This window comes from Leisingera sp. M527 (assembly GCF_025141525.1).
In the GTDB taxonomy this organism is placed as follows: Bacteria; Pseudomonadota; Alphaproteobacteria; order Rhodobacterales; family Rhodobacteraceae; genus Leisingera.
In genome coordinates, this window is the sequence record NZ_CP081037.1 from 1,733,874 (window position 1) to 1,748,349 (window position 14,476).

12 protein-coding genes are annotated in these 14,476 nt (G+C 63.9%); 6 read left to right on the plus strand and 6 right to left on the minus strand.

The window, feature by feature from the left end:
- Nucleotides 1–105: 105 nt before the first annotated feature.
- The 5 genes from K3555_RS08705 to K3555_RS08725 all read right to left on the minus strand — a co-directional run bounded on the left by K3555_RS08705 (nt 106) and on the right by K3555_RS08725 (nt 4,404).
- Nucleotides 106–651, minus strand: a complete 546-nt coding sequence (locus K3555_RS08705) for a polymer-forming cytoskeletal protein (protein WP_259991977.1) — start codon at nt 649–651, stop codon at nt 106–108.
- The gene (locus K3555_RS08710; protein ID WP_259991979.1) at nt 641–1,972 is read right to left on the minus strand and encodes a M23 family metallopeptidase; all 1,332 of its coding nucleotides are present in this window, start codon (nt 1,970–1,972) and stop codon (nt 641–643) included. Before K3555_RS08710 ends, K3555_RS08705 begins: the two co-directional genes overlap by 11 nt.
- Before the next feature lie 213 nt (nt 1,973–2,185).
- Nucleotides 2,186–2,689, minus strand: a complete 504-nt coding sequence (locus tag K3555_RS08715) for a hypothetical protein (RefSeq protein WP_260008173.1) — start codon at nt 2,687–2,689, stop codon at nt 2,186–2,188.
- 183 nt (nt 2,690–2,872) lie between these two features.
- Nucleotides 2,873–3,715, minus strand: a complete 843-nt coding sequence (locus tag K3555_RS08720; protein WP_259991983.1) for a ferritin-like domain-containing protein — start codon at nt 3,713–3,715, stop codon at nt 2,873–2,875.
- A 227-nt stretch (nt 3,716–3,942) separates the two neighbouring features.
- Entirely contained in the window at nt 3,943–4,404 is a 462-nt protein-coding gene (locus K3555_RS08725) for a peroxiredoxin (protein ID WP_260008174.1), read from the minus strand.
- A 50-nt stretch (nt 4,405–4,454) separates the two neighbouring features.
- Here K3555_RS08725 and K3555_RS08730 point away from each other — a divergent pair, with 50 nt between their 5' ends.
- Together K3555_RS08730 and queA are read left to right on the plus strand one after the other, a co-directional pair.
- Nucleotides 4,455–7,982 (plus strand): DUF3971 domain-containing protein, encoded by a 3,528-nt coding sequence (locus K3555_RS08730; RefSeq protein WP_260008175.1) that lies wholly within the window; start codon nt 4,455–4,457, stop codon nt 7,980–7,982.
- 61 nt (nt 7,983–8,043) lie between these two features.
- Nucleotides 8,044–9,129 carry a tRNA preQ1(34) S-adenosylmethionine ribosyltransferase-isomerase QueA gene (gene queA / locus K3555_RS08735; RefSeq protein ID WP_260008176.1) on the plus strand — a complete coding sequence of 362 codons (1,086 nt, stop codon included), beginning with the start codon at nt 8,044–8,046 and terminating at the stop codon, nt 9,127–9,129.
- Here the strand turns inward: queA and K3555_RS08740 are convergent.
- A complete protein-coding gene (locus K3555_RS08740; protein ID WP_259991990.1) occupies nt 9,105–9,320 on the minus strand; it encodes a hypothetical protein in 216 nt (71 codons plus the stop codon). The genes queA and K3555_RS08740 overlap by 25 nt on opposite strands.
- Between K3555_RS08740 and K3555_RS08745 the strand changes: the two genes are divergently transcribed.
- From K3555_RS08745 to K3555_RS08760, 4 genes are all read left to right on the plus strand, one after another.
- Nucleotides 9,296–10,570, plus strand: a complete 1,275-nt coding sequence (locus K3555_RS08745; RefSeq protein ID WP_260008177.1) for an MFS transporter — start codon at nt 9,296–9,298, stop codon at nt 10,568–10,570. The genes K3555_RS08740 and K3555_RS08745 overlap by 25 nt on opposite strands.
- Nucleotides 10,571–10,708: 138 nt before the next feature.
- On the plus strand, nt 10,709–11,287 hold the full coding sequence (locus K3555_RS08750) for a DUF924 family protein (protein ID WP_259991994.1): 579 nt from the start codon (nt 10,709–10,711) through the stop codon (nt 11,285–11,287).
- A gap of 259 nt (nt 11,288–11,546) precedes the next feature.
- Complete coding sequence (lpdA, locus tag K3555_RS08755; RefSeq protein WP_260008178.1) at nt 11,547–12,941, plus strand: dihydrolipoyl dehydrogenase; 1,395 nt, start codon at nt 11,547–11,549, stop codon at nt 12,939–12,941.
- 133 nt (nt 12,942–13,074) lie between these two features.
- A complete protein-coding gene (locus K3555_RS08760) occupies nt 13,075–14,244 on the plus strand; it encodes an MFS transporter (RefSeq protein ID WP_260008179.1) in 1,170 nt (389 codons plus the stop codon).
- Nucleotides 14,245–14,476 lie beyond the last annotated feature (232 nt).

The following is a 14,476-nucleotide window of genomic DNA, read 5'->3' on the forward strand; positions in this document are numbered from 1 at the left end:
CGTTGCGGGATTGGCAGAATGCGGAGCTGCCCCGGTACAAAAAAGCCGCAGGCGTTGGCCTGCGGCTTTTGAAATGGTCATGCCGGATCCGGCAGTAACGGCGGATCAGCCCTCGGCTTTATGCGCGGCGGTGGCAGCTTTTACCGCTGCGGACGGCGCCGGGGCAGGCGCGGCTGCCGGGGCGGCCGCCGGGGCGGATTTGCGGCCGCCCGGGTTCAGCGGGTCGTCCTGGCGCTGTACGGAGCCTTCGAAGTGGGCGCCGCTTTCAATTGCGATGGTCTTGTGGATGATATCACCTTCGACGCGGGCGGTGGCGGTCAGGCGCACCTTCAGGCCGCGTACGCGGCCAACGATGCGGCCGTTGATGACCACGTCATCGGCGGTGACTTCGCCCTTGATGGTTGCGGTTTCGCCTACCGTCAGCAGATGCGCGCGGATGTCGCCTTCAACCGTGCCTTCGACCTGGATGTCGCCGGTGGTCTTGACGTTGCCTGTGATGTGCAGGTCCGAGCTGAGCAGCGACGCGGCGGGCTTGGCCTTGGGGGCGCTGGACCTGTAGTCGCTGACCGGAGCCGCCGGCGCCGCAGTGGGTGCCGGGGTCGCTTCGGCCTGTTTCGGCCCGGGCTCGTTGATTTTGCTCTTAGAAAACATTTCTCGCAGCCTTGATGTAGATCATGGGGTTTACAGGTTGCCCGTTGACCCTGACCTCGTAATGGAGGTGGGTCCCGGTGGACCGTCCGGTGTTACCCATATCAGCAATGTGATCCCCGCGCGAGACCCTTTGGCCCTTTGTCACGCGGAGTTTCGAGTTATGGGCGTATCTGGTTTCGATGCCGAAGGCGTGGCGGATGGTGACCATCCTGCCGTAGCCCGACTGCCAGCCGGCATGGGTGACGACGCCGTCGGCAGTGGCAAAGATATCGGTGCCGGTGCTGCCGGCAAAATCCGACCCTTTATGCAGGCGGCGGCCGCCGGTCTTGGGGTCGCGCCGGTAGCCGTAGCCGGAGGTCTGGCGCACCTGGCCCAGGTTCACCGGCGTGGCAAACGGCGCCTGCTGGGCGGCCAGGCGGTAAAGGTTCAGCTGATCCAGCTTGGCCAGGATGCTGTTGGCCCGCAGCGCTTCGGCTGTGGGTTCTTCACCGCGGGTCGACATTGCCAAAGGGGCAAGCGGCCCGCCCTGGCCGTTATAGCCGCGGCGGACCTGTTCCAGAATGCGCTCAGGCGGCATGCCGGCGTTGCGGAACATCTTGTCGAGCGGGGTGACAGAGACCGCCACCGCTTCTTCCAGCTGGCGGAAAATCTGGCTGTTGCGCTCGTCCATCAGCTGCAGTTCCAGTTCCAGCTCGTCGCGCTGGCCGATGGCGTCGCGGGCATCGGCCATGATCCGGTCGCGCTCGGCTGCGGTGTCCGACAGCACCCCGGCCAGCAGGTCCATCTGCGCCGAAGCGCTGGCGATGACGGCGTGGGGGGCGTTCTCGTCCTGGGTGTCTGCCTTGAGCTGCGCCAGGGATTTTCGGGCGGTGTCGCGCTGGCGCATGGTGTCGCGCAGGGTGGACTGGATAACCTCGATGCCGGTTTCCAGCTCGCGGCGGCGGGTTTCCGAGGCCAGAAGCTCGGACTGCATCATCGAAATCTGTGTCAGCGCCGCATTGAAACGGTCCTGCGCCGCCAGGGCCTCAACGGCGCGGATGTCGCGTTCATCGGAGATAGCGTTAAGCCGCTCGCGGTAGGTTTGCTGATCGCGTTTGGCCAATTCGCGGAAATTGCCCGACCCGATACTGTCCATCAGCACAATCGCGGTGGCGACAATGGTCCAGGCGGTAAACAGGGTAACGCCAGCGACGGCTGCCAGCTGGGTTTCCGAGCGCAGCCGGATGAAGCGTGTATCGTTGTCGGACTTCAGGAACACCCGCCGCTCGGGGAAGCGGCGTTCAAGGAAGCTGTGGATTCTGATCGCGAGCCGTGTGCGCAAAGTCTGGTCCCTGTCCCGTTCTGCACAGACCCCTCAAGGCGGAGCCGGTGCCTTGGGCGAAGTGAATAGACAGGGCGGGGCAATTGGGCAAGCCTGTTGACCCTTTGAGCAGGGAAGCGGCGGGAGGAGCCGCTTGATAGGCGGAAATTTGCCGAAGAAACCGGGGCTTGCGCCGGGGGGGGGCCGGCTAAGTTGCCGGGTTTTATCCGGACCTCAATCCGGGGAGCGGCCGATCAGGCGCAGGATAGCCACCAGAACAATCCCGTAAAGCACGTGGCCAGCCAGGGCGACCCAGGCGATTCCGGTGAAGTTCAGGAAGAACGGCAGCCCGGCGATGGCGGTGATGCCGCCGATGGCAAATACCCAAAGGCCAAAGCCATAGAGCGCAGACGGCAGCAACCAATGGGTGCCGCCTGCCACCCGGTTCCAGACGGGAGCAAATAGGAACAGCCAGCCCGCCGGGTAGCCGATCAGGCCGACCAGGTAGAGATGCACAAAATAACCGGCAAAATCACCTTTTGGCAGGCCCAGGCTGCCCAGAAGGCTGCGGGCCAGCCCGTGCGGCGACAGGCTGGCGAATCCGATGCCAGGGCTGATCACCTGCCCCCAAAGGTCAAAAGCGTTGGTGGCAAAGAAGCCGGAAATGAACATCAGGCCAAGGGTTTGGATATTGAACCCGGGGCAGGCGGGAAGGGTGCGGCGGTCGGCGGACGTCATGGCGGTTGGTCTTCCTGTGCAAGGGCAAGCTGGCGCTTTGCTTCTGCTCAACATCGGGACGGCGGCCGCAACGTCAATTCGCTGCGGTGCGATCTCACTGATTGGTGATCCGGCCCGGGCCTCGTTGCGAGGAGTGTTACAGGACCCTTTGGTGCGGCGGCGGCCGCAGGCAGCAGGTCCGGTTCAGCTGCCGGGCAGCACCCGGGCCTGATCGGCCAGCGGCCAGTAGAAATCCGGCGGCAGGCCGGCATCGGCGCGTTTTTCTTCGTTGAACGGCGGTTTGAGTGCGCCGTGGAAATACTTGCGCACCAGCGCGTGGAACACTTCCTTGGGATCCAGATTGTCCCGTCCGCAGAGGAAATTGAACCATTTGGAGCCATAGGCGACATGGCTGACTTCCTCGGCATAGATCACTTCCAGAGCGTCTACCGCCTGGGTGATGCCGGCCTTGCGGAAGACCCCGATCATGCCGGGAGTGACGTCCAGCCCGCGCGCCTCCAGCACCATCGGCACCACCGCGAGGCGGCCCATAAGGTCTTGCGCGGTGTCTTCTGCTGCGCGCCACATGCCGGCATGGGCAGGCAGGGCGCCATACTGGCTGCCCAGCGCTTCAAGACAGTCGCACATCAGGTTGAAATGTTTGGATTCCTCATCCGCCGCCTGGACCCAGTCGTCAAAGAATCCCATTGGCATCGGCACATGGGAAAACCGCGCGATGATGTCCCAATGAAGGTCAACGGCATTGAGCTCGATATGGGCCACCGCGTGCAGCAGGGCAATGCGGCCGGCCTCGGATCCCGGTTTGCGCTTGGGCACGTCGCGCGGATGCAGCAGCTCTGGCCGGTCCGGGCGGGCTGGGTGCATCGGCGGCGCGGCGGTGCCGATGGCGATCTCCGGCGCATCGCCTTTGCGGTAAGCGAACCACTCGGCGGCATGGCGGCGGGACAGCTCGGTCTTGGCGCGCCCATCTGCGGTGGTCAGCACCTCGGCGGCGCGTTCAGCAAGCGAAAGGGGCTGATGGGTCATGCGACGTCTCCTCAATCGGCGGGATGCGCCGGGTTCACCTGATTTGGCCGCCGGAGTCCAGAGCAGAAACCGGGGCGCTCCCGCGCCTGCGGGTGATCAGCAGGCTGATCACCCTGGCAGCCTTGGGCCGCGCCGCGCGCCGCCCCGCGGGCGGCGCCGGGCCCAACGGTGAGGGCTGCTCTTGCCAAAGAGCAGCCAGAGCGGGCGGGAGAGCCCCGGCTGGCGGATCAGAGCGCCCGGACGGCGGCCAGCACCTCGTCCACGTGGCCATCGACCTTAACCTTGCGCCAGATGCGGGCGATGCGGCCATCGGCGCCAATCAGAAAGGTGGAGCGTTCAATGCCCCAGTGCTTCTTGCCGTACATGCTCTTTTCCTTCCAGACGCCATAATCCTCGCAGACGGTGCCCTCTGCGTCCGACAAAAGCGGCGTGGTCAGCCCGTGTTTGGCGGTGAAATTCTCATGCTTCTTCAGGCTGTCCTTGGAAATCCCGAAAACGTGAGCACCAGCATCGGCGAATGCCTGCAAAGCCTCTGAAAAGCCGATGGATTCTTTGGTGCAGCCGGGGGTATTATCGCGGGGATAGAAAAACAGCACCACGGGCGCGCCCTGGAGGCTGGACAAAGTGACCTCTCCGCCGCCGCCGCGGGGCAGGGTAAAGGAAGGGGCGGGATCTGAAACGTCGAGCATTGGCCTGTCTCCGGTCATTTGCGCACATCATTGCGCGGCAAACATAACCCATGAGCAGCAAAGGGAAAGCTGAGATCAAACCTGCCGGCGAGAATAACCGCGCTGCTGCTGAGGCGGTGCCCGTGAAGGGTCCGGGGCCGGGTGCTGAAGCCGTGCCTGGACGAGGTTCGGAGCCAGGTACGGAACCGGGCGCGGTGCCAGGTCACGGCGCGGTGCAACGGCCTGCGCGCCGCCGCTGGCGCTGGCGGCTGCTGCGCGGGTGTATCTGGGTGCTGGCGCTGCTGAGCTTTCTGGCAGCCGCTGCTGTCTATTTCGGGATCGGCACCCGGCTGGATGCGCCGGATTGGGTGCGGAGCCGGGTGGAAACCCGGATTGAGCGGCATCTGAACGGGCTGCAGATCGAATTCGGCGCCATTCACGTGGTCGTGAACAAGGGCTTGCGACCGCGGGTCAGTCTGAAGGATGTGGTGCTGCGGCACCCGGATGGCACTCTGTTCGCACAGCTGGCCGATGCCCAGGCCAGCTTGGCGATGCGGCCGCTGCTGCGCGGCAAGCTGCAGCCCAAGCAGATTTCGCTGAACGGCTTGTTTGCGGCCCTGCGGCGCAACAAGGACGGTTCTTTTGCGATCAGCTTTGCCAGCGGCGGGCTGCCGTCGCGGCAGGCGGGCAATCTGGCTGAGCTGATCGAGCAATGGGACAGCCAGCTGCAAAAACCGGTGCTGGCCGCGCTTGCCGGCATGGAGACCAGCGCGCTGACGCTGTCCTACACTGACGACCGGCTGGGCCGCGCCTGGACCTTGGACGGCGGCCGGATCGGTTTGAAGCGCGACGGCAGCACGGTGTCCCTTTCGGCGGTGTTTTCGGTCCTGAGCGGACGCGGCGGCGTGGGCACAGTGGAGGCGAGTTACACCTCTGAGATCGGCAGCCCCGGCGCCGAGTTCGGGTTTCTGGTGTCGGACATCGCCAGCGAGGATATCGCGTTGCAAAGCCCGGCGCTTGGCTGGCTGGGGGTGCTGCGGGCGCCGATTTCCGGTTCCTTGCGCGGCGAGGTGTTCAGCGACGGCGGGATTGCTCCGGTGCAGGCCAGCCTGCGCATCGGCGAAGGTGTGATCCAGCCGGCCGCCCAGACCCGGCCGGTGCCGATCACCGGTGCGCGCAGTTACTTCACCTATTACCCGGCAGAGCAGCTGCTTAAGTTCTCGGAACTCAGCGTGCAAAGCGGCTGGGGGTCCGGGGTGATGCAGGGGCAGGCGAGCCTGGCCGGGGTGCAAAACGGGCAGCTGACCGGGTTGGTGGGGCAGCTGCGGTTTTCCGATCTGGAGCTGAACCCGCGCCGTCTGTTTGAAACTCCCGTCAAATTCCCCGGGGTTGATGCGGATTTTGACCTGAGCCTTGCCCCGTTCCGGCTGCGCCTGGGCGAGATGCTGGTGCGGGACGGGGACAGCCGCATTCATTTTGACGGCGATATCGGCGCCGGGCCTGAGGGCTGGGATTACGATCTGAACGGCAGCGTTGACCAGGTGTCTGTTCAGCGGGTCAAGGAACTGTGGCCGGAGCCGCTGGCGCCGAACCCGCGTCTTTGGGTGCGGGAAAACCTGCGGGACGGGAACGTGCGCAATGTCGGGTTTCACATGCGCGGGCGCGGCAGCGGCAAGCCCTTTGTCAGCCTGGATCTGGCCTTTGACGGCGCCGAGGTGGTGTTTCAGAAATTCATGCCGCCGGTGCGCAAGGCCGCGGGCCAGCTGAGTCTCTACGGCGACCGCTTTGTGGTGACGGCCTCCGGCGGAACGGTGACGGCTGAGCAGGGCGGCGAGGTTGAGGTGGCGGGCACGTCCTTTATCATACCGGATGTGTCGGCCAAGGACGGGACCCCTGGCATTGCCCGGATCATGGCGCGCGGCACGGCGACGGCGGCGCTGTCGCTGCTGAACCGGGAACCGCTGCGGGTGATGGATAAGGCGAACCTGCCGGTGGATCTGGCGGAAGGGCAGGTGGAAGCGGAGGGCACGCTGGCGCTGCCGCTGCAAAAGCAGGTGCCGGTAGAGGAGATCCTCTATCATTACCGCGGTACGGTTCGCGCCGTGGAAAGCAGAATACTGGTGCCGGGCCATGTCGCGGCGGCCCCGGTGCTGGACGTGGAAGGCAATCAGAGCCAAGTGCGCCTTAGCGGCGCAGGCAGCCTGTCCGGTGTTCCGCTGACGGCCAGCTGGCAACAGCGGATCGGCAAGGACGCGCCGCCGGACAGCCGGGTGGAGGGGACTATTGAATTGTCGCCGCAGGCGGTGGAGGCCTTTAATCTTGGCCTGCCGCGCGGGGCGGTCTTTGGCAAAGGCCAGGGGCAATATTCCGTGGATCTGGCCCCAGGGGCGCCGCCGCGTCTGGTACTGCAGTCGGATTTGGCGGGGCTTGGCCTGCGGATCCCCGAGATCAGCTGGCGCAAAGGCGAGGCGGCAAAGGGGGAGCTGTCGGTTTCGGCGCTGCTGGGCGAGACCGCCGCGGTAGAACAGCTGACGTTGCAGGCGCCTGGGCTGGCTGCCACCGGGAGTGTAGCCACGCGCAAAGGCGGCGGGCTGGATCAGGCGGTGTTTTCATCCGCACGGGCAGGGGATTGGTTCCGCGGGTCTGTGACTTTCCGCGGGCGCGGTGCAGCACCGCCCGCCATCGAGGTGACCGGCGGCCGGCTGGATCTGAACCGTTCGCCGTTTTCGGCAACCTCAGCCAGCGGTGGCGGCAGCAGCAGCGGCGGCGGCGGGTCGAGCCCGGTAACCCTGCGGCTGCAGAACCTGCAGGTGACCGACAGTATCGGGCTGCAGAATTTTCAAGGCCGGTTTTCCACCCAGGGCGGCATGAACGGCGAATTCACCGCCCGCCTGAACGGCCAGACCCCGGTGGCGGGCACCGTGGTGCCGCAGAACGGCGGCACCGCGGCGCGGATCCGGGCCAATGATGCAGGGGGCGTGTTCCGCTCGGCCGGGATGTTTGAACATGGCCGCGGCGGCCGTTTTGAGATGACCCTGATCCCGGCGGACAAGCCGGGCGAATACGACGGCAAGGTCAATGTGCGAAACATCCGGATCCGCAATGCGCCGTCAATGGCGGCGATCCTGAACGCGATCAGCCTGATCGGGCTGCTGGATGAGATGACCGGCCAGGGCATTCTGTTCACCAGCATGAACGGACGGTTCCGGCTGGGCGCCTCGCATCTGATCCTGCATCAAAGCAGCGCGGTCGGCCCGTCGATGGGGCTGTCACTGGACGGCAATTTTGACCTGGAAAACAGCCGGCTGAACATGCGTGGCGTGATTTCACCGATTTACCTGGTCAACGCAATCGGCAGAATTCTGGCACCGCGCGACGGCGAGGGGCTGATAGGTTTTACCTTCACCCTGCGCGGCACGGCGGATGATCCTGCGGTCTCGGTCAACCCGCTGGCGGGGCTGGCGCCGGGTTTTCTGCGCGAGATTTTCCGCGGCCCGGCGCCAAAGGTTCCAGGCCAGCAGCGCGCCTTTACGGCGGAAGAAGAAGAAGCGCAAGAAGAGCGCAGGCAGTTCCGGACACCGCGGGGCGCTGACAAGTGACCCTGACAAACGGCGAAAAACACCGTAGATTTCCCCTGCAGCACAGCCTATAGCGCGCGACATGAAACTCAGCGATTTCGACTTCGACCTGCCCGACGATCTGATTGCCACCCGGCCTGCCAATCCGCGCAGCGCGGCGCGGCTGCTGGTGGCTGCTGGCGGGGACCTGCATGATGGCCGGGTGACCGATCTGGTGCAATGGCTGCAACCCGGCGACCGGCTAGTGCTGAACGACACCAAGGTGATCCCGGCCCGGCTGAGCGGGCAGCGCCACCGTGACAGCGCGCAAGGCGCCGTGGCGGCCAAAATCGAGGCGACCCTGCTGGAGCCGCGCGCCGATGGCACCTGGGCGGCGCTGCTGAAACCGCTGAAAAAGATCAAGCCGGGTGAGGCGATTGTTTTCTCGGACGATCTGAGCGCAACGCTGGAAGGGATTTCCGAAGGCCAGGGGCATCTTCGTTTCAATCTGAGCGGCACGGATTTTGACACAGCGCTGGCTGAGGCCGGCGCGATGCCGCTGCCGCCCTATATCGCTGCCAAACGCGCCGCGGATGAGCAGGACAAGACCGATTACCAGACCGTCTGGGCCCGCAATACCGGCGCGGTGGCGGCGCCGACCGCCTCTTTGCATTTCGACGCAGCGCTGCTGGATGCGCTGACCGCGCGCGGGGTGGACGTATCCTATGTCACCCTGCACGTGGGCGCGGGCACCTTCCTGCCGGTCAAGGTCGAGGATGTGACCACCCACCGGATGCACGCGGAATGGGGCAAGGTCAGTGAGCAGGCTGCGGCAGAGATCGCCGCCACCAAGGCCGCTGGCTGCCGGGTGATCCCGGTTGGCACCACCGCGCTGCGGCTGATCGAAAGTGCAGCGAGGGACGGACAGATTCACGCTTGGGAAGGCGATACGGATATCTTTATCTACCCCGGATTTGATTTCCAGGTGGCGGATGCGCTGATGACCAATTTCCACCTGCCGAAATCGACCCTGCTGATGCTGGTGTCAGCGCTGATGGGCCAGGAAGAGATCCGCCGGATCTATGAACACGCTGTCGGCAACCGCTACCGGTTCTTTTCTTATGGCGACGCGTCGCTTTTGATCCCGGCTAAGGCGGATACACCTCAGAAAAGCGGCGCGAATCCATAGACAAGCGCCGCAACCATGACCCCGTATAGCGCAATCCGGGTCATGAAATTGAAATCTGAATCAGCGATACCGGCCACGCGAGCCTTGATCGCCCGTACATAACATTCAAATGTGATGGCAGCCCGTCCCTTGTGGAGGGCTGCTTTGCTTTCAAAGGAGGCATAAAATGCTGCAGGTGCTGTCGAGCGCATGGGCGCTGCTCTTGGGTATGATGCTGCTGATGGTCGGCAACGGCCTGCAGGGCACCATGCTGGGTGTGCGGGGCGAGCTGGAAGGGTTTTCCACCTTCCAGATGTCGATTGTGATGGCGGCCTATTTCGTCGGCTTCCTGGGCGGTTCGCGGCTGGCGCCGGAGATGATCCGCCGGGTTGGCCATGTGCGGGTGTTTGCGGCCTTGGCCTCATTCATTTCGGCGGTGATGATCCTGTATCCGGTGCTGCCGAATACCGTCGCCTGGGGGCTGGGGCGCGTGATCATCGGGTTCTGCTTTTCCGGCGTGTATGTGACGGCGGAAAGCTGGCTGAACAACTCTGCGGACAATTCGAACCGGGGCAAGGCGCTGTCGCTTTACATGATCGTGCAGATGGTCGGTATCATCGCTGCGCAGGGGCTGATTCAGGTCGGCGATCCAGCCGGTTACGAGGCGTTCATCATCGCCTCGATCCTGGTTTCGATCTCCTTTGCGCCCATTCTTCTGTCGATCTCGCCGACCCCGGCGTTTGACACCACCAAGCCGATGACCCTGCGCGAGATCATGCGGATTTCGCCGCTGGGCTGTGTCGGCATGTTCATTCTGGGCGGCGTGTTTTCCGCCCAGTTCGGGATGAGCGCGGTTTACGGCGCCGCTGCGGGGCTGAGCCTGGGCAACCTGTCGCTGTTTATCGCGACCTTCTATATCGGCGCCACTATCCTGCAGTATCCGCTGGGCTGGGTCTCGGACCGGATGGACCGGCGGCTGCTGATCATGGTGGTGGCGGCTGCAGGCGGCTGCGGCGCGGTGCTGGGCTTTTTCTACGGCATGGACTTTAAGATGCTGCTGGTTGCGGCCTTTATCATCGGCGGCCTGTCGAATCCGCTGTATTCGCTGCTGATCGCCTATACCAACGACTACCTTGAGCATGAGGACATGGCGGCGGCATCAGGCGGGCTGGTGTTCATCAACGGGCTGGGCGCCATTGCCGGCCCGATGATCACCGGCTGGCTGATGAGCGACGCGGTGTTTGGCCCGGCTGGCTTCTTTGCGCTGATTGCGGCGCTGATGTTCTTGATGGCCATCTATGCGGCTTACCGTATGACCCAGCGCGCTGCGACGCCGGTTGACGAGACCGGGAGCTTTGCCGCGATGTATCCCAGCTCGACGCCTGTGGCGGTTGAGTTTGCCCAGGAGTACGCGATTGAGACCGAGCTGGAAGAGCAGGAAACCGCCGGCGAGGAGAATTGATTGCGCTAACCAGCCGGAATTGTGAGGATTATTTCACACAGAGGTCTTGCCTGTCGCAATTTGTGACCCAAGGTTACTTGTAATGGTAATGTAAAATGGCCTGAAGTTAGGGTCAGGAAAAACTTGGAGTTACGACCGATGACTGGTCCCGAAGAGATACTTGCATTCTGGCTCGATAAGGTTGGGGAAAAGGGATGGTATCTGCAGGATGACGCGCTGGATCAGGAGATCCGCACGACGTTTCAAAAGACCTGGGAGGAGGCCTGCGAGGGCAGGTTTTCCTTCTGGCTGACCTACCCCAGCGGTACCCTGGCCTACATCCTCCTGATGGACCAGTTTCCCCGCAACATGTTCCGCGGCGAAGGCAAGGCGTTTGCCTCTGACCGGGCGGCGCTGTCGGCGGCCAAGGTGGCGATCAACAAGAAATGGGACAAGAAGATCGACGAACCGGCGCGCCAGTTCTTCTATCTGCCCCTGATGCATTCCGAAAACCTGTGCGACCAGGAACGCTGCATCCGGCTGATGCTGGAGCGGATGCCCCGGACCGGCACCAGCAACCTGCTGCATGCCCGGGCCCACCGCGAGGTGATCCGCCAGTTCGGCCGCTTCCCCTACCGCAACGAGGCGCTGCACCGCGCCAGCACCGCACCGGAGCTGGATTACGTGATGGCGGGCGGCTACGGCGAGACCGTGCGGCAAGTGCAAGCTGCCGGCTGAACCCGGATCTGAAGCAATAGAAAACGCCGCGCCCTGAAAGGGGCGCGGCGTTTTCTATTGGGGGGCGCCAGCCGCTGTCTTTCCCCGGTGAATGCAAAATTGTGCTGGCAGGATGTTTGCCTGCAGCATAGCCTGTTCAGACGGCGTTGCGCTGTTTCTTGCATGGCCGCTATGCCGCAGCAGAGGATGATTGCAGTGCAGAAAAAAATAGTTTAACGGTAAACTAGTTTTGGAACCTGTTCGAGGGCGAGGGAGCACCATGGCCGCACAATCTTATGACGTGATCGTAATCGGCGCCGGGCCGGGGGGCTATGTCGCGGCCATCCGTGCCGCACAGCTGGGTCTGAAAACCTGCATTGTCGAGCGCGAGCATATGGGCGGTATCTGCCTCAATTGGGGCTGTATCCCGACCAAGGCGCTGCTGCGCTCCTCTGAGGTGTTCCACCTGATGGAGCGGGCCAAGGATTTCGGCCTGAAGGCGGAAAACATTGGCTATGATCTGGACGCGGTGGTGAAACGTTCGCGCGGGGTGGCGAAACAGCTGTCCTCGGGCATCGGCCACCTGATGAAGAAGAACAAGATTGCTGTGGTGATGGGCGAGGCGTCCCTCCCGTCCAAGGGCAAGGTGTCGGTCAAGACCGACAAAGGCACCGAAGAACTGACTGCCAAGAATATCGTGCTGGCCACCGGTGCACGGGCGCGTGAACTGCCGGGGTTGGAGGCCGACGGCGATCTGGTCTGGACCTACAAGCACGCGCTGCAGCCCGTCCGCATGCCCAAGAAACTGCTGGTGATCGGCTCCGGCGCGATCGGCATTGAATTTGCCAGCTTCTACAATACGCTGGGTGCTGACACCACGGTGGTTGAGGTGATGGACCGGGTGCTGCCGGTGGAAGACGCCGAGATTTCGGCCTTTGCCAAGAAGGCCTTTGTCAAACAGGGCATGAAGATTATGGAGAAAGCCATGGTCAAGCAGCTGGACCGCGGTAAAGGCAAAGTCACCGCCCATATCGAGGTTGGCGGCAAGGTAGAGAAACAGGAATTCGACACCGTGATCTCTGCCGTTGGCATCGTCGGCAATGTCGAAGGTCTGGGGCTGGAAGAGCTGGGCGTCAAAGTCGACCGCACCCATGTGGTGACCGATGAATACTGCCGCACTGGCGTAGATGGCCTTTATGCCATCGGCGACATCGCCGGCGCGCCCTGGCTGGCGCATAAGGCGTCGCACGAGGGGGTGATGGTGGCGGAGCTGATCGCAGGCAAACACGCGCATCCAGTAAAGCCCGAAAGCATTGCCGGCTGCACCTATTGCCAGCCGCAGGTCGCCAGCGTTGGCTATTCCGAGGCGAAGGCCAAGGAACTGGGTTATAACATCAAGGTCGGGCGCTTCCCCTTCATCGGCAATGGCAAGGCGATTGCGCTGGGAGAGGCGGAGGGCATGGTGAAGACCATCTTTGACGCCAAGACCGGTGAGCTGCTGGGTGCCCATATGGTTGGCGCCGAAGTGACTGAGCTGATCCAGGGCTATGTGGTGGGCCGCCAGTTGGAGACCACCGAGGAAGATCTGATGAACACCGTCTTCCCGCATCCGACGCTGTCCGAGATGATGCATGAGAGCGTGCTGGATGCCTACGGCCGGGTGATCCATATGTAAGCTGCGCATGCAGCGGAGTTTGAAAAGGCGGCCTGTGACAGGCCGCCTTTTTCTTTGGCGGCTGGGCTCTGGTCCCGGCGCCGGGTCCGGGGTAACCAGAGGCTGATCAAGGGATACAACAAGGGCAGCAGCCATGACGGCATCCGGAAATTCGCGCTGGGGGCTGATCCTGGCGGTCTGGGGCGCAGGCCTGGGGGCGGCTGCGCAATACGGCAAGATCAGTGTGATCTTTGGCCGGATGGGGGAACTGTACCCGGAGGCGGGCAACGCGATCAGCTTTTCCGTGTCGCTGGTCGGGACTTTGGGCATTCTGCTGGGGGCTGTGGCGGGGCTGTATGTGGCGGCCTTTGGCTACCGGCGCACGCTGGTCTGGGCGCTGTGGGCGGGGGCGGCGATGTCTGCTTTGCAGGCGCTGCATCTGCCGTTCGGGGTGTTTCTGGCGTCCCGAGTGGTCGAGGGGCTGTCGCATCTGGGCATTGTAGTTGCCGGGCCGGTGCTGATTGCGCAGCTGAGCTCAGACAGTGGGCGCGGGCTGGCGATGACCCTGTGGAGTACCTTCTTTGCCGTCGCCTTTACCCTGCTGGCCTGGTTCGGCCTGCCGCTGGCGGATGCCTGGGGTCTGCTGGCGTTGTTTGGTGCCCACGCGGGCGTAATGGCGGGACTGGCGCTGCTGCTGGGCTTTTCTTTGCGCGATGTTCTGGTGCCGGAGCGGGGGCCGCTGCCGCGGCTTCGGGAATTGCCGGGGCTGCATCTGCCCATTTACCGGTCTCCCTGGACTTCGGCGCCGGCCGCGGGCTGGCTGTTTTACACCTGCTGTTTTGTGGCGGTGCTGACGGTGATCCCGCCTTATATCGCCGAGGACATGCGCGCTTTTGTGCTAGGGATGATGCCGCTCGCCAGCATTGCGGTGTCGATGACCCTGGGGGTGTATCTGCTGCGGTTCCTGCCGGGGGTGCGGCTGGCGCAGCTGGGGTTCCTGGCCTGTGCCGCTGCCGCCCTGTGGCTGTGGGCCATGCCCGGCGCGCCGGCCGCCTGTATCGCCATGGCGGGGGCTATGGGGCTGGTGCAGGGCGGCTCCTTTGCGGCGGTTCCGCAGCTGAGCAGCAGTGCGGCAGCGCGGGCGCAGTCCAGCGGTGCGATGGCGCAGATGGGCAATCTGGGCAATACCATCGGCACGCCGATGATGGTGCTGGCACTGGCTGGCGGCGGCTTTGGTGGCATGATGGCGGTGCTGCTGGTACTGTTCCTGAGCGGTGCTGCGGTGCATGGTCTGCTGTCAGCGCGGCGGCGCAGCATGGCGTAACGGGGCCTCTCCCGCCCGTCACCGGCCCCCGTGCCGGGGCCGTCGCCCGTTGGGCCTGGCGCCGCAAGCGGCGCGCCGGATTCCGGTTGAAATCCGGGCCGGAAAACGCGTGTTTTCCGGTTTGATCCGGGGTCGGCGCAACCTGCTGCCAGCTGCTGTCAGCAAGTTTTGTCCTGTTCGTGATATGTTCTTTTTTGGGGCTTGGCGTTTCCCGGTGCATTCCCTATTTGTA